Raw genomic sequence first — 18,446 nt, 5'->3', positions numbered from 1 at the left:
TTCATTATTCCGTGTAAGATGGTCTCTATATTAATCGTTGAAGTGATGGTAAACAAATGACAGATAACAAAACCTTGCTTGCTGAGGTCCCAACGCTCTATATCGTTCCCACGCCGATTGGCAATTTAGGCGATATAACTCAGCGAGCACTCGATGTACTTTCCCGTGTTGATGTTATCGCAGCGGAAGATACGCGTCATACTGGTAAATTATTGGCTCACTTCAATATTCAAACGAAGACGTTTGCCTTGCATGATCACAACGAACAGCAAAAAGCTCAAGTGTTAGTTGATAAATTATTGTCAGGTTTTTCTATTGCGCTCGTTTCCGATGCAGGGACGCCTCTGATTAGTGATCCAGGTTATCATTTAGTCACGCAATGTCGTCAAGCGGGTGTAAAAGTTGTCCCTCTTCCTGGCGCTTGTGCCGTGATTACCGCATTAAGTGCCTCTGGTTTACCTTCTGATAGGTTTAGCTTTGAAGGTTTTCTTCCGGCTAAAAGCAAAGGTCGTAAAGATAAATTGTTAGAGATCGCTAAAGCAGAGCGAACCTGTATTTTTTATGAGTCGCCACATCGTATTAGTGAATCTTTGCGAGATATGTTAGAAATCCTTGGGCCAGATCGTCAGGTGGTGCTCGCTCGTGAACTGACTAAAACCTTTGAAACGATTCAAGGCTTACCACTTAGTGAATTGATCACCTGGATAGAAGAAGATGAAAATCGTAAACGTGGCGAGATGGTATTGCTTATTCATGGTCATCGAGAAGAAAAAAATAACGCATTGCCGGATCAAGCCTTAAGAGCATTAGCCATCTTAACGAAAGAGTTACCACTGAAAAAAGCAGCAGCCTTAGCGGCAGAAATTTATAATTTGAAAAAAAACGCCTTATATAAATGGGGGTTGGATCATTTATCATCGTGATGTTTTTTTGAACGGTTAATCTGATTTCTGTCTGATGTTTGGATTGTTGCTAGACAGCCTCTGTGGTTATCTATAGAATCCGTGCTCGGAGTTGACTGGGTAGTCGCTGCCTTATTGACGTCCCTTAACCGTGTGTTAGGGAGACTGATAAGGGGGAGGAAAGTCCGGGCTCCATAGAGCAGGGTGCCAGGTAACGCCTGGGGGGCGCAAGCCTACGACAAGTGCAGCAGAGAGAAGACCGCCGATGGCCCTTCGGGGATCAGGTAAGGGTGAAAGGGTGCGGTAAGAGCGCACCGTGCGTCTGGCAACAGTTCGTAGCAAGGTAAACTCCACCCGGAGCAAGACCAAATAGGCTTCCACATAGCGTTGCTCGCGTTAGGAGGCGGGTAGGTTGCTTGAGCCAGTGAGTGATTGCTGGCCTAGAGGAATGGCTACTACCGCGCAAGCGGAACAGAACCCGGCTTATACGTCGACTCCACCTATTCAGACCCATTATAGCCCTCGGTTATAATGGGTTTTTTGCTTTTTATTGACTTAGTCGATGGTAAAACCATTAAACTTAGCGCAATGTCACGTCCTATCTATGTTTATGGGTAGCGATGAAGTGGAAAATCGGTACACTAACTTAATCACCAAGGCCGCTTAACTGAGCGAAACGAGAATCTTATGACTGAATCTTTCCAACATATTTCGGTGCTGCTTCATGAATCTATCGAAGGGCTTGCTATTAAACCGGATGGAATTTACATCGATGGAACTTTTGGCCGGGGAGGGCATAGCCGGACTATTTTATCTCAACTTGGTGAAAATGGGCGCTTATATAGTATTGACCGCGATCCACAGGCGATTGCAGAAGCAAAAAAAATAGACGATCCGCGTTTTACCATTATTCATGGTCCTTTTTCTGGCATTGCTCAATATGCGATCCAATATGGGTTACAAGGCAAAGTGGATGGTGTGCTGTTTGATTTGGGGGTTTCCTCACCACAGCTTGATGATGCTGAGCGTGGATTTAGCTTTATGAAGGATGGTCCACTGGATATGCGCATGGATCCCAGTTCAGGTATTCCTGTTTCGCAATGGTTATTGGAAGCTGATCTTGACGATATCACTTGGGTTATTCGGGAATTTGGTGAAGATAAACATGCTAGGCGCATTGCCAAAGCCATCATCGCCTATCAAGAAAATCCAGAGAATGCACCACTGACCCGAACCAGTCAGTTAGCGAAGTTGATTTCAGAAGCTGCGCCTAAGAGTTTTAAAGAGAAAAAACATCCCGCGACTCGCGCATTTCAAGCATTCCGAATTTATATCAACAGTGAATTGGAAGAGATTGATACCGCTTTACAAGGTGCAGCCAATATTCTGGCTCCCCAAGGTCGGCTTTCTGTTATTAGCTTTCACTCATTGGAAGATAGAATGGTCAAACGCTTTATCCGTAAAGAGAGTAAAGGCCCTGAAGTTCCACATGGTATTCCACTGACTGAAGCTCAAATTAGCGCACTTGGGCGAGCGAAATTGAAAACGATCGGCAAAGCGATTAAACCTTCTGAGCATGAAGTATCACTGAATCCACGTTCACGAAGTTCAGTGTTACGTGTAGCCGAAAAACTTTAACGTTACTATGTCGTCATCTCAACCGAATCTCACTAAATTAATTGCCCTCGACCTATTGACGGTAGGTCGACTACCGCTTCTGCTCATGATGACTATCTTCGTGAGCGCCATGGCCATTGTCTTTACTACACATCATACTCGTCAATCGATCACCGAGAAAAACACTGCGTTGCAACAGCGAGATCATCTAGACAATGAATGGCGAAATTTAATTTTAGAAGAAACCGCTTTATCTGAGCACAGCCGAGTACAGGACTTAGCAAGCAAGGAACTAATGATGAAGCGACCGGATGCTGATAAAGAGGTTGTGATTGAGTTGAAATGAGTAAAACGCCATCAAAGAAAAAAGCCCAATCAAATTTGAAGGCGAAGACAACAGAAAAATCGTCTCCGGTATTTATCCGCTGGCGATTTTTTCTCATTATTTTTTTTGTGTTGTTGGCCTTTGGTGCTCTGGTAAGTCGACTTGCGTTTATTCAAATCATTGAGCCGGATAACTTGATTCGTGAAGGTGATCTACGTTCTGTTCGAGCGGAAACTTTACATTCAGCTCGCGGCATTATTTCTGATCGGAATGGTGAAGCCTTAGCCGTTAGTGTTCCTGTTGAAGCTGTGTGGGCTGATCCGGTAACAATCTTTAAACAAGGCGGTTTGGTTGAGAAAGATAGGTGGCATGCCTTAGCGGATGTACTTGGGCTGGATCGACAAGAAATGCTAAAAAAAATCGAAACCAACCAAACTCGTCGCTTTGTTTATTTACAGCGTCAAGTCAGTCCCGCGATGGCGAAATACATTCGTGAGCTTAAGCTCACGGGCGTTGGGCTAAAATCAGAATCTCGTCGCTATTATCCTGCTGGAGAAGTTAGTGCTCACTTGATCGGCGTGACTGGTATTGATGGTCATGGTTTAGAAGGGGTAGAGCGCAGTTATGACAAATGGCTTACTGGAGAAGCTGGCAAGAGCATTATTCGCAAAGATCGTTATGGTCGTGTGGTTGAAAATATTGCCTTAGAAGAACGAGAAGAAGGTAAACCATTACCATTAACCATTGATCAACGCTTACAAGCGATTGCTTTTCGTGCGGTAAAGCAAGCCATGGCCGATTATCGGGCGACCTCTGCCTCTGCGGTGATGCTTGATGTCAAAACGGGCGCGGTGTTAGCTATGGTCAATGCGCCTTCCTATAACCCGAATAATCGTAGTGATTGGCAAAGTTTTAAAATGCGTAACCGAGTGATTACCGATGCATTTGAACCTGGATCAACCGTCAAACCGTTTGTGGTTTTGACGGCATTAGCCAACGGTACGGCTGATGAGACCACGATTATTGATACTGGTGATGGGGTTATGCAGGTCGGTGGGAGTCGAGTCAGAGACACATCTAAGGTTGGCAAAGCAAACTTACAGCTGATCTTGAAAAAATCGAGCAATGTAGGCGTTGCGAAATTAGCGTTAGGTATGCCACTTGAGGACTTACTCGCAATGTACAGTGCGGTTGGGCTTGGTGAAGTGTCAGGGTTAAATCTCGTCGGTGAAAGCAGCGGTATTTTTCCTAATCGTCGGCGTTGGTCTCCCTTTGAAATTGCCACGTTAGCATTTGGTTATGGCATTTCCATTACCCCCATTCAACTTGCTCATGCTTATGCCACATTAGGTAATTTAGGTGTTTATCAGCCGGTGCATATTATTGATAGTAATCAACAAAATTTGGCGCAGCGAGTGGTTGAAGAGCAATATGCCAAGCAGGTGCTCACCATGTTAGAAACCGTCACTCAACCGGGAGGGACAGCCACTCAAGCTGCTGTTCCTGGTTATCGTATTGCCGCTAAGTCTGGCACATCACGGAAAGCCGTTGCTGGTGGTTATAGTGACGAATATTTTGCTTATACCGCAGGGGTTGCTCCGGTGAGTGACCCTCGCATTTCGTTAGTGGTGATGGTGAATGAACCGCAAGGGGATTCTTACTATGGTGGTGCAGTGGCTGGCCCTGTATTTTCTGAAATCATGCAAGGAGCGTTACAAATTTTAAATATCGCCCCTGATGAAAACCGCTTTCAATCATCAAATTAGCCAGTCAATTATGCGCACGATATGGAATAACGGATGAATACTTCCCTCTCTTTAGCTCAATTACTTGCTCCTTGGCTTTGCGTCAATGATTCACGTTTAGATGCTTTACGTATCCAGCACTTAAAGTTGGACAGCCGTCATATCAGGTTAGGTGATACTTTTATTGCGATTCAAGGACACTCTGTTGATGGGCGGCAATTTATCGATAAAGCGATTGCGCAAGGCGCACAGTTAGTTTTAGCCCAAGCGAGTGAAGAGGCTGCGCATGGCTTATTACAATTGAGAGATTCGGTGCCCGTTCTTTTTCTTGAGGCATTACCTGATATGTTATCTGAACTGGCTGGGCGAGTGTATGGCGGCCATCACAATCAAGTCATTGCAGTGACAGGCACCAATGGTAAAACGACCATTAGCCAGTTAATCGCTCAATGGCTTGAGGCGATTGGACAAAAATCGGCCGTGATGGGTACGACTGGCAATGGTTTTTTATCATCATTACAAGCGAGCCAAAATACCACAGGCAATGCTATAGACGTACAAGCGACATTACGTGAATTCGCTGATGCCGGCGCAACTTATACTGCGATGGAGGTATCATCTCATGGTTTAATCCAGGGACGGGTAAGGGCTGTTCCTTTTGTGGCTGGTGTCTTTTCTAACCTAAGCCGTGATCACCTTGATTACCACGGTACAATGGAGGCTTATGCCGAAGCCAAGCGCTCGCTATTTACTGAACATCATTGCCAACAAGCGATTATTAATGTTGATGATCCGGTAGGGGCAAGTTGGGTAGAGATGCTACCTCATGCGATTGGTGTGTCACTACACACAGAACCAACTACGCAACAAGGGGTGTGGGCAACCGCGGTTCATTATACCTCAAATGGTATTTCGCTCGACTTTTCAGGCAGCTGGGGAGAGGGGCGTTTGAAGGTACCGTTAATCGGCGAATTTAATGCAGAAAATGTGTTACTGGCATTTACCACCTTACTAAGCTTAGGGATCGAAAAACAGAAATTGATTGAGACCGCCGTTCAACTTCGCCCCGTTGTTGGACGAATGGAGTTGTTTCATGCTGCGGGGAAAGCTCAAGTTGTGGTTGATTATGCACATACGCCGGATGCACTAGAAAAAGCGTTACGGGCATTACGAATTCATTGCCAAGGAACACTGTGGGTGATTTTCGGCTGTGGTGGCGACCGAGATAAAGGCAAGCGTCCGATGATGGTAGCGATTGCTGAGCAGTTTGCAGATCGAATGATTTTGACTGATGACAACCCCCGTAGTGAGTCTCCCGATGCGATCATACAAGATATGCTGGTCGGGCTAAGCCATCAACAGGCTCATGTAGAGCACAACCGCTTTAACGCATTGGCTTTTGCTCTGCATCATGCCAAAGAGAATGACATTATTTTACTCGCGGGGAAAGGGCATGAAGAGTACCAAATCCTCGCCGACCAAACGGTTCACTACTCCGATCGAGAATCGGCGCAAATTTTATTAGGGCTCTTAGCATGATAACCACCAACCTTGAGACGCTTCGTGAGGTATTAAAAGCTCAACTCATTGGCGAAAACTGCGTCATCACTTCAGTTTCTACGGATACCCGTCAGATGGGTCAGCAAGCGTTATTCGTCGCATTAGTTGGCGAGCGATTTGATGCCCATCAGTTTGCTCAACAAGCGGTAGATGCGGGGGCTTGTGCGCTGCTTGTGGAGCGTCAGTTATCCGTCAATATTCCTCAACTCGTGGTGAATAATAGCAAACAAGCACTTGGGCAGCTGGCTGCTTGGGTACATCAACAGTGTCAGACAGCAACCATCGCCATTACCGGAAGTTGTGGTAAAACGACAGTCAAAGAGATGACCGCCAGTATTTTATCGATAAAAGGACAGGTTCTTTTTACCTCTGGTAACTTTAATAACGACGTCGGTGTGCCATTAACCTTACTGCGTTCTACACCGCAAGATGATTTTGCCGTGATAGAGTTGGGCGCGAACCATCGAGGCGAAATCGCCTATACAGTGGGATTGGTCAACCCCGATGTTGCCTTAGTGAATAATGTGGCAGCCGCACACTTAGAAGGTTTCGGTTCGCTTGATGGGGTTAAACAGGCGAAAGGCGAAATTTACCAAGGGTTAGCGTCAGGGAAAACGGCACTTGTTAATTTAGAGAGTCATGGCGGGGAACTCTGGACGCCAGTGTTAGCCGACAAAAGGGTTAAAACTTTTTCGGTTAACCAACCTTCCGCTGACTTTTCTGCTCGGGATATCGTATTAAATGACGAGGGAAAAGCGCATTTTATTTTAGTGACTCCGCAGGGGGAAACCAGCGTTTCTTTAACCATCGTTGGTCAGCATAACGTAGCTAATGCGTTAGCAGCAAGCGCCTTGGCGATGGAGCTGGGGGCAAATCTTGCTGACGTAAAATATGGGCTTGAACATCTTTTAGCCATTAAAGGTCGAGTTGATGTTACCCCATTGACTTCGAATATTCGCCTGATTGACGACAGTTACAATGCCAGTGTACCGGCGATGAAAGCCGCCATCGATTTATTAGGCTCTTTTTCTGGAGTGCGTTGGTTAATTTTAGGCAATATGGCTGAGTTAGGTGAGGAAAGTCTTGCACTTCATCAGCAAGTCGGTAAACATGCTGCCCCATTCCAATTTGATTATATTTTGACGTATGGAGAAGATGCGCGAGTGATCAGCGAATGTTGTCACGGCCAGCACTTCGAGACGCATCAAGATATGTTTGTGTTTATTGAGCAGCAACTCAAAAAGCAATCAGAATGTGCTCATGTTCTGCTCGTCAAAGGGGCGAACAGTTCAGGAATGAGCCAAATTGTTACTGCTCTCAAGGAGAAATACTCATGATTATTTGGCTTGCCGAGTTACTCCAGCCATATTTTTCGTTTTTTCGATTGTTCGAATATTTATCGTTTCGCGCGATAGTCAGCATCCTGACGGCATTAGGCTTGTCATTGTGGATGGGGCCTCGGTTGATTAAGCGCTTGCAATTGCTACAAATTGGTCAGGTTGTCCGTAACGATGGGCCTGAATCTCATTTCAGTAAACGAGGTACGCCAACGATGGGAGGGGTGATGATTTTAGCCTCGATCATCATTACGGTACTCTTGTGGACTGATCTCACTAACCCCTATGTTTGGGCGGTATTAGCAGTATTGACTGGTTATGGCGTGATCGGTTTTGTCGATGATTATCGTAAAGTGGTCCGTAAAAATACCGATGGGCTCATTGCGCGTTGGAAATATTTTTGGCAGTCCGCGATTGCGTTAGTCGTCGCATTTGTTTTGTATACACATGGGCAAGATACTGCCGCAACACAATTAGTTGTCCCCTTTTTTAAAGATGTGATGCCTCAACTGGGGGTACTGTATATTGTATTGACCTATTTTGTCATTGTTGGTACCAGCAACGCGGTGAACTTAACCGATGGGCTGGATGGGCTTGCTATTATGCCGACTGTCTTAGTCTCTGCTGCGTTTGGTGCGATTGCTTGGGCTACAGGGAATGTCCAATTTGCCAATTATTTGCATATTCCTTATATCCCTTATACCTCGGAGCTAGTCGTGGTTTGTACCGCGATGGTCGGGGCTGGCTTGGGCTTTTTGTGGTTTAATACCTATCCAGCGCAAGTATTTATGGGCGATGTTGGGTCTCTTGCCTTAGGTGGAGCATTAGGCACGATTGCCGTGCTGGTGCGGCAAGAGTTTGTGTTGGTGATCATGGGGGGCGTTTTCGTTATGGAAACCGTATCTGTGATTTTACAGGTAGGCTCTTATAAATTACGTGGTCAACGTATTTTCCGTATGGCCCCGATTCATCATCACTATGAATTGAAAGGATGGCCAGAACCACGAGTGATCGTGCGTTTTTGGATTATTTCGATTGTATTGGTTTTGATCGGTCTAGCAACGCTTAAAGTGCGTTAAGTCAATTGGGATATAAAATGAAAATGGATCGTTGGCAAGGTATTCAGCATGTTGTGGTTGTCGGTCTTGGTATTACCGGGCTCTCTGTCGTCAAGTATCTGCGTCATTATCACCCCTCGATCGTGGTGAAAGTCATTGATACCCGGGAGCTACCGCCGGGGCAAGATCAGCTCGAAGAGTCGATCCCTTTTCATTGTGGCAGTTGGCACTTACCATGGTTGCTTACAGCCGATCTGATTGTCACAAATCCTGGTATTGCATTGGCAACGCCAGAGATACAGCAAGCGATCCAACAAGGTATTCCTGTTGTTGGAGACATTGAGTTGTTTGCTTGGCATGTGGATAAACCAGTGATTGCGATTACCGGCTCAAACGGTAAAAGTACTGTGACTGATCTAACTGGTGAGTTGGCAAAAGCGGCTGGTATTGTGACGGCTGTCGGTGGCAATATTGGAGTACCTGCACTGGATTTACTTGCTCAGGAGGCCGACTTGTATGTGTTGGAATTGTCGAGTTTTCAATTAGAAACCACAGAGCATTTGGCGCTAGTAGCAGGGGCTTTTTTGAACTTGTCTGAAGATCATATGGACCGTTACCCAGACATGGCTGCCTATCGTCGAGCTAAGTTACGCATTTTTCAACACGCAGAAACGGCAATCGTCAATGCCGATGACCCGCAAACGGTTCCTGAATCCTTTCTAGGGACGCAAATGACCTTCGGGTTAGCCAGTCATTTGGCTGATTATCGAGTCGCCGTTTATCAAGGGCAAGAGTGGTTATTGGCGAAGGGCACACCCGTATTACCGGTGGCAGAGTTGAGTTTGGTTGGGCGACATAACGTTGCTAATGTACTAACAGTGTTGGCTTTATTGGAAGCCGCGCAAGTGGATTATTTGAGCGCATTGCCAACGTTGAAGTCTTATACAGGCTTGACACATCGCTGCCAACTGATTGCCGATAATGACGGCATTCGTTGGGTCAATGATTCGAAAGCAACCAATGTGGCTAGCACGCTTGCTGCATTGTCTGGCTTAGCAATTTCTGGCCGCCTATTTTTACTTGTTGGCGGTGTTGGAAAGGGGGCAGATTTTAGCGCCCTGAAACCTGCATTAGCCAAGTTGCCGGTAAAGTTATGTTGTTTTGGGCGAGATGGTGAGCAATTTATGTCGTTGCATCCTTCTGCCCAGATTTTTACTACCATGGATCAAGCGATCGAACGCATCCATCTTGAGCTGAAACCTGGCGATATGGTGCTACTTTCTCCTGCGTGTGCAAGTTTCGACCAATTTAAACATTTTATGGCTCGAGGCGATGCGTTTGCTGCACTAGCTAAGCAGTATGCATTTGTGAAAAGGTAATGGTTTTGGCTTTCTCAACCTCATATCATGCGGTGGTGCGTTGGTTAAAAACACCTTCACCTCAAGCATTATTTGATCGCCAATTGGTCTGGTTAGCTTTGGGGTTGATGTTAATTGGTTTAGTGATGGTCACTTCGGCATCTTTTCCAATTAGCTCTAGGCTGACGGATCAGCCATTTCACTTTATGTTTCGCCATGGCATTTTTTTACTGTTGGCTTTATTAACGGCTTCCATTGTTCTGCAAGTCCCAGTCGAACGTTGGATGCGCCATAGCTCGGTGTTGTTAGCCATATCCTTCTTATTACTAATTGTTGTATTGTTTGCTGGTAAATCAGTCAATGGCGCTTCTCGTTGGATCCCTTTAGGGCTTTTTAACTTGCAGCCAGCAGAGGTGGCCAAGCTCTCGCTGTTTATTTTTATGTCGAGCTATTTGGTTCGCAAACAAGATGAGGTACGAGAAACCTTCTTTGGTGGGTTCATGAAGCCTATCATGGTGTTTGGTGCGTTGGCTGGCTTACTGTTAGGACAACCTGATTTAGGTACTGTGATTGTCATGTTAGTCACCTTATTTGGTATGTTGTTTATTGCTGGCGCTAAATTATCCCAGTTTTTAGCCTTGATGGTTGCGGGTATTTTAGCGGTGTTGGCTTTGATTGCAGCAGAACCATATCGGATTCGGCGTGTGACCTCTTTTCTTGATCCATGGGAAGATCCTTTTGGCAGCGGTTATCAATTAACGCAGTCTTTAATGGCCTTTGGGCGAGGTGAATGGTTTGGGCAAGGATTAGGGAACTCGATTCAAAAACTTGAGTATTTACCTGAAGCACATACCGACTTTGTTTTTGCCGTGATGGCTGAAGAGTTAGGCTTTGTTGGTGTGGTACTGGTACTTATTTTGATTTTTAGTTTGGTGCTTAAAGCGCTATTTATTGGTAAAAAAGCATTTGAACATCATATGCAGTTTGGCGGCTATCTCGCGTTTGGAATCGGGATTTGGTTTGCGTTTCAAACGTTAGTTAATGTTGGTGCGGCAGCCGGAATCGTACCGACGAAAGGGTTAACCTTACCGTTGATCAGTTATGGTGGATCTAGTCTTATTGTCATGTCCGTTGCGGTTGCCATTTTGCTACGGATTGATTTCGAATGTCGTCTCATCCAGATAAGAAAAGAAAAAAAGAATGATGAAAAACAGTAAACGATTAATGGTGATGGCGGGCGGAACTGGTGGACATGTTTTTCCCGGACTTGCGGTAGCGAAACGCTTACAGCAGCAAGGCTGGGAAATCCGCTGGTTAGGGACCGCAGATCGTATGGAGGCCGATCTGGTACCCAAACATGGTATCGAGATTGATTTTATCCAAGTGAAAGGTTTACGCGGACAAGGTCTGTTACGTTTACTTAAAGCCCCTTGGCAAATAGTTAACGCGGTGTTGCAAGCGCGTCGCCATTTGAAAGCTTGGCAACCAGATGCAGTGCTTGGTATGGGCGGTTATGTCAGCGGCCCTGGTGGTATCGCTGCCTGGTTGCAAGGTATCCCCGTTATTTTACACGAACAAAATGCGGTGGCAGGATTGACCAACCGCTGGTTAGCTAAAATTGCGACCCAAGTCTTTCAAGCCTTTGATGGTGCTTTTACTGGTGTACCGGTTGTCGGTAATCCAGTACGTTCAGATGTTGCACAACTGGTCGAACCCGTGCAACGCTTATCGATGCGACAAGGCCCTATCCGTATTTTAGTGATGGGCGGTAGCCAAGGCGCGAGAATTTTAAACCAAACTATGCCCCAAGTGATGGCTCGTTTAGGTGAGGGCTATCAAATTCGTCATCAGGCCGGCAAGCATAATCTGCAAGATGTGGCATCTGCTTATGCTCAGCATGGGCTGGCTCAAGCCGATATTGTTGAATTTATCGATGATGTCGCCGAAGCCTATGCATGGGCCGATTTAGTTGTTTGTCGATCCGGTGCTTTAACCGTTTCAGAAATATCGGCAGCTGGCGTTGCGGCGATTTTTGTCCCTTTTATGCATAAAGATCGCCAACAAGCACTTAATGCCGATCACTTGGTTGCTTGTCACGCCGCATTGATGATTGAACAGCCACAACTGACGGTTGAAAGCATGGTCAATATGATTAAGTCGATCGATCGCCCACAACTACAATTGATGGCACAAAGAGCAAGAGAGGCGGCCAAATTAAATGCCGATCAAGCTGTGGCCGACGCCATTATAAGCATAACCGCTAACAAACAATGAGAAACGATAAATGACAGTTAAACATACCCAAAACTTAGCCCAAATCCGCGCTTTGATTCCGGAAATGCGCCGAGTAAAAAGTATTCACTTTATCGGTATCGGTGGTGCTGGTATGAGTGGCATCGCAGAAGTGTTACTCAATGAGGGTTATCGTATTACTGGGTCTGATTTAACCGTCAATGCGGTGACTGAGCGGTTGACCCTTAAAGGGGCGCAGATCTACATTGGACATCAGGCTGATAATGTTCAGCATGCCAGTGTGGTGGTGGTATCCACGGCCATCAATGAACACAACCCTGAAATTATCGCCGCCCGTGAAAAACGAATTCCTATCGTACGTCGAGCAGAAATGCTGGCAGAACTGATGCGTTTTCGTCATGGTATCGCGGTTGCTGGAACGCACGGTAAAACAACCACGACGGCATTAGTTACTCAAATTTATTCAGAAGCCGGGTTGGATCCTACTTTTGTAAATGGCGGTTTAGTAAAAAGTGCAGGAACCAATGCTCGCTTGGGTTCAAGCCGAATCTTAATCGCTGAAGCGGATGAAAGTGATGCCTCGTTTCTTTATTTACAACCGATGGTAACCATAGTGACCAATATTGAAGCGGATCATATGGATACTTATGGCGGTGATTTTGAAACGCTAAAGCAGACATTCATTGATTTTTTACATAACCTCCCTTTTTATGGTCAAGCAGTATTGTGTGTTGATGATCCTGTGGTTCATGAAATTATTCCTCGAATTAGTCGACAAGTCATCACCTATGGTTTTTCTGAACAAGCAGATGTCCGGGTTGAAAATTATCATCAACAAGGTCAGCAAGGTCGGTTTACCATCGTGCGTAAAGGGAAGGAAAAGTTAAACATTACCCTCAATATACCGGGCCGTCATAATGCACTCAATGCTGCGGCGGCGATTGCTGTTGCTACGGAAGATGACATTACCGATGAAGCCATTTTACGTGCCATGATTAACACCCAAGGAACCGGTCGCCGGTTTGACCACTTGGGAGAATTTGAATCAGGGAAAGGCAAGGTCATGCTGGTCGATGACTATGGTCATCATCCAACGGAAGTGGACGTCACTATCAAAGCTGCGCGCAGTGGCTGGTCTGAAAAACGATTGGTGATGATTTTCCAACCCCATCGCTATACTCGAACTCGGGATCTATATGATGATTTCGCTCATGTTTTGGAACAAGTGGATGTTTTAGTGATGTTGGAGGTTTATTCGGCAGGAGAGAAACCTATCGCTGGAGCCGATGGACGTTCTCTGTGCCGTGCCATTCGTAGCCGGGGTAAAATTGACCCCATTTTCGTTCCAGAAACGAAAGCTTTGCCATCCGTGTTAGCCAATATTCTGCAAGATGGTGACTTAGTGTTGACGCAAGGCGCTGGGGATATTGGTAAGGTTGCTCGTCAGTTAGCTGAATTTAAATTGGATATTGAACAGATGCAAGCGCATAAATAAGTTGCATAACTGAAGCAATATAGCAATTTAGGCACGATTTATGGTTAATTTCTGTATTTGACTATTTGATACTTTGCATCACCTCAGTATAATTCAGGGGTTAAAGCCTGTGCTTTTGCCTCTATTGTAAAAATAAATAGGGAATGATATTGCCAATCGACATCAGGATCATCGGACTTTGATTAACGATATGTTAACTGCAGGTCGTCGTTTGTCCGTTTCATATAGAATAAAACAACATCTCGCTGGTGGTTGTTTTTTCTTAATGGTGCTGCTGTTGCTTGGCGCTTTGTTGTACTCCACGATCAGTTGGATGTGGGATGAACATCGTCTTCCGCTGTCTAAACTTGTGTTACAAGGCGATCGTCAATATGTATCAGCCCTTGATGTACAGCGAGCATTTGGGCAATTAGAGCATATTGGGACATTTATGTCTCAAGACATTGATGCTTTACAAAATCGAGTACAAGCGATTCCGTGGGTGGCTCATGCCTCTATCAGAAAGCAATGGCCCGATACAATAAAAGTCTTTTTAACCGAGCATCAAGTGGCGGCGATTTGGAATGGCAATACGCTATTGGATGATAAAGGCATTATTTTCAATGGAGATATTGGCCTAGTTAAGCAAGAGTATGTCAAGCTCTATGGGCCTGATGATAGCGAAAAAGAAGTGTTGGCGACATGGAGAAAATATAACCCTGAGTTCCAGAATGTAGGGCTAAATATCTCCTCATTAGTACTTAACGAGCGACGGGCTTGGCAAATTATATTAGATAACGGTATCCGGTTAGAGATAGGAAAAGAATCCTTAAATGAGCGCATTGCGCGCTTTTTTCTGCTCTATAGGCAATTGGGGCATGATACTGAACGAGTGAGTTATATCGATCTTAGGTATGACACTGGTGCGGCGGTTGGTTGGTTCTCAGAGTAAGAATGGCAAAGAGAGTACACATGACGAAAATGACCAATGACAGTCTTGTTGTCGGGTTAGATATAGGAACCGCTACCGTATCTGCGTTAGTGGGAGAAATTCTTCCCGATGGTCAAATCAATATTATCGGTGCAGGCAGTAGCCCTTCTCGCGGCATGGATAAAGGTGGCGTCAATGATCTCGAGTCGGTCGTTAAATCGGTTCAACGCGCCATTGACCAAGCTGAGCTGATGGCCGAATGTCAAATTAATAATGTTTATTTATCTATTTCTGGCAGGCATATTGCAAGCCGAATTGAGAAGGGAATGGGAACCATATCCGATGAGGAAGTTTCTCAAGATGATATGGATCGTGCAATCCATACTGCCAAGTCGATTAAAATTGGTGACGAACAGCGGATTTTGCATGTTATCCCGCAAGAATTTACCATTGATTACCAAGAAGGTATCAAAAATCCATTAGGATTATCAGGGGTGCGAATGGAAGTCAGTGTGCACCTGATTACTTGCCATAATGATATGGCCCGGAACATTATTAAAGCGGTTGAACGTTGCGGACTTAAAGTTGAACAACTGGTGTATTCAGGTTTAGCGGCAAGCCATGCCGTCATTACTGAAGATGAGCGAGAGCTTGGCGTCTGCGTGATCGATATCGGTGCCGGAACTATGGATATAGCCATTTGGACTGGTGGCGCACTTCGACATACAGAAGTTCTCTCTTATGCGGGCAATGCGGTAACCAGTGATATAGCATTCGCATTTGGTACGCCGGTTAGCGATGCAGAAGAAATCAAAGTGAAATACGGTTGTGCGCTAAGTGAGTTAGTGAGCAAGGACGACACGGTTAATGTGCCGAGTGTAGGCGGACGGCCATCACGCAGTTTACAACGACAAACCTTGTCGGAAGTGATTGAGCCCCGCTACACTGAACTCATGGGGTTAGTTAACCAGACAATTGACACGGTTCAGGAAAAACTGCGCAAAGAAGGTATTAAACATCATCTCGCTGCAGGTATTGTTTTAACCGGTGGTGCTGCGCAGATTGAAGGCGTTGTTGATTGTGCGGAACGAGTGTTTCGCAACCAAGTTAGGGTTGGTAAGCCACTTGAAGTCAGTGGGCTTACTGATTATGTAAAAGAGCCGTATCATTCTACGGCAGTGGGTTTACTTCATTACGCAAGAGATAGTCAAATTAACGACGATACTGAATACCAAGAGCCTAAGCGCCAATCAATGTCGAGCTTATTGAGTCGTTTGCGTAACTGGATACAAAAAGAGTTTTAACCTGACAGCAGGAAAAACGGAGATAACACATGTTTGAACCGATGATGGAAATGTCTGACGATGCGGTAATTAAAGTCGTTGGGGTTGGTGGTGGCGGCGGAAACGCCGTAGAACACATGGTGCGTGAGTCCATCGAAGGCGTGGAATTCATCAGTATCAATACAGATGCACAAGCACTTCGTAAAGCAACCGTGAGTAGCGTTATTCAAATTGGTGGTGATATTACCAAAGGGTTAGGTGCCGGTGCTAATCCACAAGTTGGGCGTGACGCAGCTCTCGAAGATCGAGATAGAATTAAAGAAGTTTTGTCAGGTGCCGATATGGTATTTGTCGCTGCTGGAATGGGCGGTGGTACAGGAACAGGTGCCGCACCAGTAATTGCTGAAGTCGCTAAAGAGTTAGGGATTTTAACGGTTGCTGTTGTAACTAAACCATTTAGCTTTGAAGGTAAAAAGCGTTTGGCTTTTGCTGAACAAGGAATTGAAGAGCTATCTAAGCACGTTGATTCGTTGATCACCATTCCGAACGAAAAACTACTCAAAGTATTGGGACGAGGCATTACGTTACTTGAAGCCTTTGCTAGCGCGAACGACGTACTAAAGAATGCAGTGCAAGGTATTGCTGAGCTAATTACCCGCCCAGGTATGATTAACGTTGACTTCGCAGACGTAAGAACGGTGATGTCTGAAATGGGTCATGCCATGATGGGGAGTGGTGTAGCTAAAGGTGAAGACCGAGCGGAAGAAGCAGCAGAAATGGCTATTTCTAGTCCGTTATTAGAAGATATCGACCTCGCAGGAGCTCGCGGCGTACTCGTTAATATCACCGCAGGGTTAGATATGCGTCTGGATGAGTTTGAAACGGTAGGTAATACAGTAAAAGCGTTTGCTTCCGACAATGCGACAGTCGTTATCGGCACTTCTCTTGACCCTGATATGGCAGATGAAATTCGTGTCACTGTGGTTGCAACCGGGATCGGTAATGAGAAAAAGCCTGATATCACTTTGGTTGCTGGTGGAAAAAGCAAAACTGCAGCGGTAGCACAACCTCAAACAGTCGCTTCGGCAGCTAAAATGGATGAAAGAGTGGCACAACCTTTGCAAGAAAAAGAAGTGCAAGCTCAGCCATCATCGGCCGCTAACCGTACTTCTTCGGCAAGCCAAAGTACTGCGCCTAAGCCAGAAAAGGAAAGTGGGTATTTAGATATTCCAGCTTTTTTACGTCGTCAGGCTGATTAATATAGCGCCACAATTTGACACGGTTCAACATTCTGGTAGAATTCCGGTCGATTTTTATCGGTCGAGCTTTGTGGCATCGAAATAGAGGCAAGTAGATGATCAGACAACGTACTCTGAAAGAAATAGTGAAAACAACTGGGGTGGGGCTTCACTCTGGTCGTAAAGTCACGCTCACACTTCGCCCAGCTGCTGCAAATACAGGTATTATTTATCGTCGTACCGATGTGAATCCTCCGGTCGATTTTCCGGCAGATCCTCAATCAGTACGAGATACCATGCTTTGTACAGCATTGGTCAATGATGAAGGTATTCGTATCTCAACCGTCGAGCACTTAAATGCAGCGCTCGCTGGTATGGGAATTGACAATGTGATTGTTGAAGTGGATGCGCCTGAAATCCCGATTATGGATGGCAGCGCAAGCCCATTCGTTTATCTATTGCAACAAGCTGGTATTGAAAACCTAAACGCACCTAAGCGTTTCATTCGCATCAAAAAAACTGTGCGTTTTGAAGACGGCGATAAGTGGGCTGAACTTCGACCACATAACGGCTTTAAAATGGACTTTGAAATCGAATTTAACCACCCAGCCATTGATGGTGATGAACAGCATTTAGTGTTTGACTTTTCTTCTCAAGGGTTTGTGAAAGAAATCTCTCGTGCACGGACTTTTGGTTTTATGCGCGATATTGAGTTCTTACAATCACAAAACTTATGCTTAGGTGGTAGTTTTGATTGCGCAATCGTATTGGATGATTACCGCATTCTGAATGAGGAAGGTTTGCGCTTTGCTAATGAATTTGTAACACACAAAGTGCTGGACGCGATCGGTGACTTGTACATGTCTGGTCACGCTATCGTTGGTGAGTTCAGAGCGTATAAATCAGGTCATGGCTTAAACAATCAATTGTTACGAGCCGTATTGGCTGATCAAGAAGCATGGGAATGGGCAACTTTTGAAGAAGAAGTCGGTTCTCCAGTGACTTTTGCTGAACCTAATGTCGTGATTGCTTAGCTGCTAACGGATTAAAAAAAGCCAGACTATTTAGTCTGGCTTTTTTATGTTTATTGTAAAGCTACCGTCTTAATTGGTGGTAATGTTCGGGACAAAGCGGTAATAATTTGCCGCCTTGACTGGCAAGCTGATGGTTTTGCACCCGATTAATCACACAAAATGTTAAGTTGAGTGCAAACGGGCCTGATTACCGTTGGTTCTTAACAATAAAATTTCTTACACTAAGGGCCACATAATTTATTTAGTGTCTTGAAAATAAAGAAAACCATCACAATATCCAAGATATATGATTTATCTCAGTACCCTTAGTTGCAGATAGGTAGAGAGTAGA

Annotated in this window: 15 protein-coding genes and 1 other RNA gene; all 16 read left to right on the top strand. The window is 45.3% G+C overall.

Annotation, left to right across the window (positions count from 1 at the left end):
- Window positions 1–56: 56 nt before the first annotated feature.
- Window positions 57–923, top strand: coding sequence for a 16S rRNA (cytidine(1402)-2'-O)-methyltransferase (gene rsmI / locus FKN05_RS07110; RefSeq protein WP_170887163.1), 867 nt, complete (start codon window positions 57–59; stop codon window positions 921–923).
- An 87-nt stretch (window positions 924–1,010) separates the two neighbouring features.
- An RNA gene (rnpB, locus tag FKN05_RS07105) (RNase P RNA component class A) lies at window positions 1,011–1,404 on the top strand.
- A 185-nt stretch (window positions 1,405–1,589) separates the two neighbouring features.
- Window positions 1,590–2,540 carry a 16S rRNA (cytosine(1402)-N(4))-methyltransferase RsmH gene (rsmH, locus tag FKN05_RS07100; protein ID WP_170887162.1) on the top strand — a complete coding sequence of 317 codons (951 nt, stop codon included), beginning with the start codon at window positions 1,590–1,592 and terminating at the stop codon, window positions 2,538–2,540.
- A 7-nt stretch (window positions 2,541–2,547) separates the two neighbouring features.
- The gene (gene ftsL, locus FKN05_RS07095) at window positions 2,548–2,865 is read left to right on the top strand and encodes a cell division protein FtsL (RefSeq protein ID WP_170887161.1); all 318 of its coding nucleotides are present in this window, start codon (window positions 2,548–2,550) and stop codon (window positions 2,863–2,865) included.
- Window positions 2,862–4,610 (top strand): penicillin-binding transpeptidase domain-containing protein, encoded by a 1,749-nt coding sequence (locus FKN05_RS07090; RefSeq protein ID WP_161427225.1) that lies wholly within the window; start codon window positions 2,862–2,864, stop codon window positions 4,608–4,610. The genes ftsL and FKN05_RS07090 overlap by 4 nt, the downstream gene beginning before the upstream one ends.
- 33 nt (window positions 4,611–4,643) lie before the next feature.
- On the top strand, window positions 4,644–6,128 hold the full coding sequence (murE, locus tag FKN05_RS07085; RefSeq protein WP_170887160.1) for a UDP-N-acetylmuramoyl-L-alanyl-D-glutamate--2,6-diaminopimelate ligase: 1,485 nt from the start codon (window positions 4,644–4,646) through the stop codon (window positions 6,126–6,128).
- Window positions 6,125–7,486, top strand: coding sequence for a UDP-N-acetylmuramoyl-tripeptide--D-alanyl-D-alanine ligase (locus tag FKN05_RS07080; RefSeq protein WP_099611818.1), 1,362 nt, complete (start codon window positions 6,125–6,127; stop codon window positions 7,484–7,486). The genes murE and FKN05_RS07080 overlap by 4 nt, the downstream gene beginning before the upstream one ends.
- Complete coding sequence (gene mraY / locus FKN05_RS07075) at window positions 7,483–8,565, top strand: phospho-N-acetylmuramoyl-pentapeptide-transferase (protein WP_099611819.1); 1,083 nt, start codon at window positions 7,483–7,485, stop codon at window positions 8,563–8,565. Before FKN05_RS07080 ends, mraY begins: the two co-directional genes overlap by 4 nt.
- Before the next feature lie 23 nt (window positions 8,566–8,588).
- On the top strand, window positions 8,589–9,923 hold the full coding sequence (gene murD, locus FKN05_RS07070) for a UDP-N-acetylmuramoyl-L-alanine--D-glutamate ligase (RefSeq protein WP_170887255.1): 1,335 nt from the start codon (window positions 8,589–8,591) through the stop codon (window positions 9,921–9,923).
- A 5-nt stretch (window positions 9,924–9,928) separates the two neighbouring features.
- The gene (gene ftsW / locus FKN05_RS07065; protein ID WP_237665814.1) at window positions 9,929–11,119 is read left to right on the top strand and encodes a cell division protein FtsW; all 1,191 of its coding nucleotides are present in this window, start codon (window positions 9,929–9,931) and stop codon (window positions 11,117–11,119) included.
- Complete coding sequence (murG, locus tag FKN05_RS07060) at window positions 11,106–12,176, top strand: undecaprenyldiphospho-muramoylpentapeptide beta-N-acetylglucosaminyltransferase (protein ID WP_170887254.1); 1,071 nt, start codon at window positions 11,106–11,108, stop codon at window positions 12,174–12,176. The genes ftsW and murG overlap by 14 nt, the downstream gene beginning before the upstream one ends.
- 10 nt (window positions 12,177–12,186) lie before the next feature.
- Window positions 12,187–13,650 carry a UDP-N-acetylmuramate--L-alanine ligase gene (gene murC, locus FKN05_RS07055; protein ID WP_099611821.1) on the top strand — a complete coding sequence of 488 codons (1,464 nt, stop codon included), beginning with the start codon at window positions 12,187–12,189 and terminating at the stop codon, window positions 13,648–13,650.
- Between the two features lie 178 nt (window positions 13,651–13,828).
- On the top strand, window positions 13,829–14,581 hold the full coding sequence (locus FKN05_RS07050; protein WP_170887159.1) for a cell division protein FtsQ/DivIB: 753 nt from the start codon (window positions 13,829–13,831) through the stop codon (window positions 14,579–14,581).
- A 20-nt stretch (window positions 14,582–14,601) separates the two neighbouring features.
- A complete protein-coding gene (ftsA, locus tag FKN05_RS07045) occupies window positions 14,602–15,864 on the top strand; it encodes a cell division protein FtsA (protein WP_099611823.1) in 1,263 nt (420 codons plus the stop codon).
- 29 nt (window positions 15,865–15,893) lie between these two features.
- Window positions 15,894–17,102, top strand: coding sequence for a cell division protein FtsZ (gene ftsZ, locus FKN05_RS07040; protein WP_161427222.1), 1,209 nt, complete (start codon window positions 15,894–15,896; stop codon window positions 17,100–17,102).
- Window positions 17,103–17,197: 95 nt separating this feature from the next.
- The gene (gene lpxC / locus FKN05_RS07035) at window positions 17,198–18,115 is read left to right on the top strand and encodes a UDP-3-O-acyl-N-acetylglucosamine deacetylase (RefSeq protein WP_099611825.1); all 918 of its coding nucleotides are present in this window, start codon (window positions 17,198–17,200) and stop codon (window positions 18,113–18,115) included.
- Window positions 18,116–18,446 lie beyond the last annotated feature (331 nt).

The sequence above is a fragment of the Vibrio sp. 1-1(7) genome (assembly GCF_013048485.1).
Taxonomy (GTDB): domain Bacteria; phylum Pseudomonadota; class Gammaproteobacteria; order Enterobacterales; family Vibrionaceae; genus Vibrio; species Vibrio fujianensis.
Note: the sequence above shows the minus strand (reverse complement) of the source record. Positions and strands in the feature narration are given on the sequence as shown.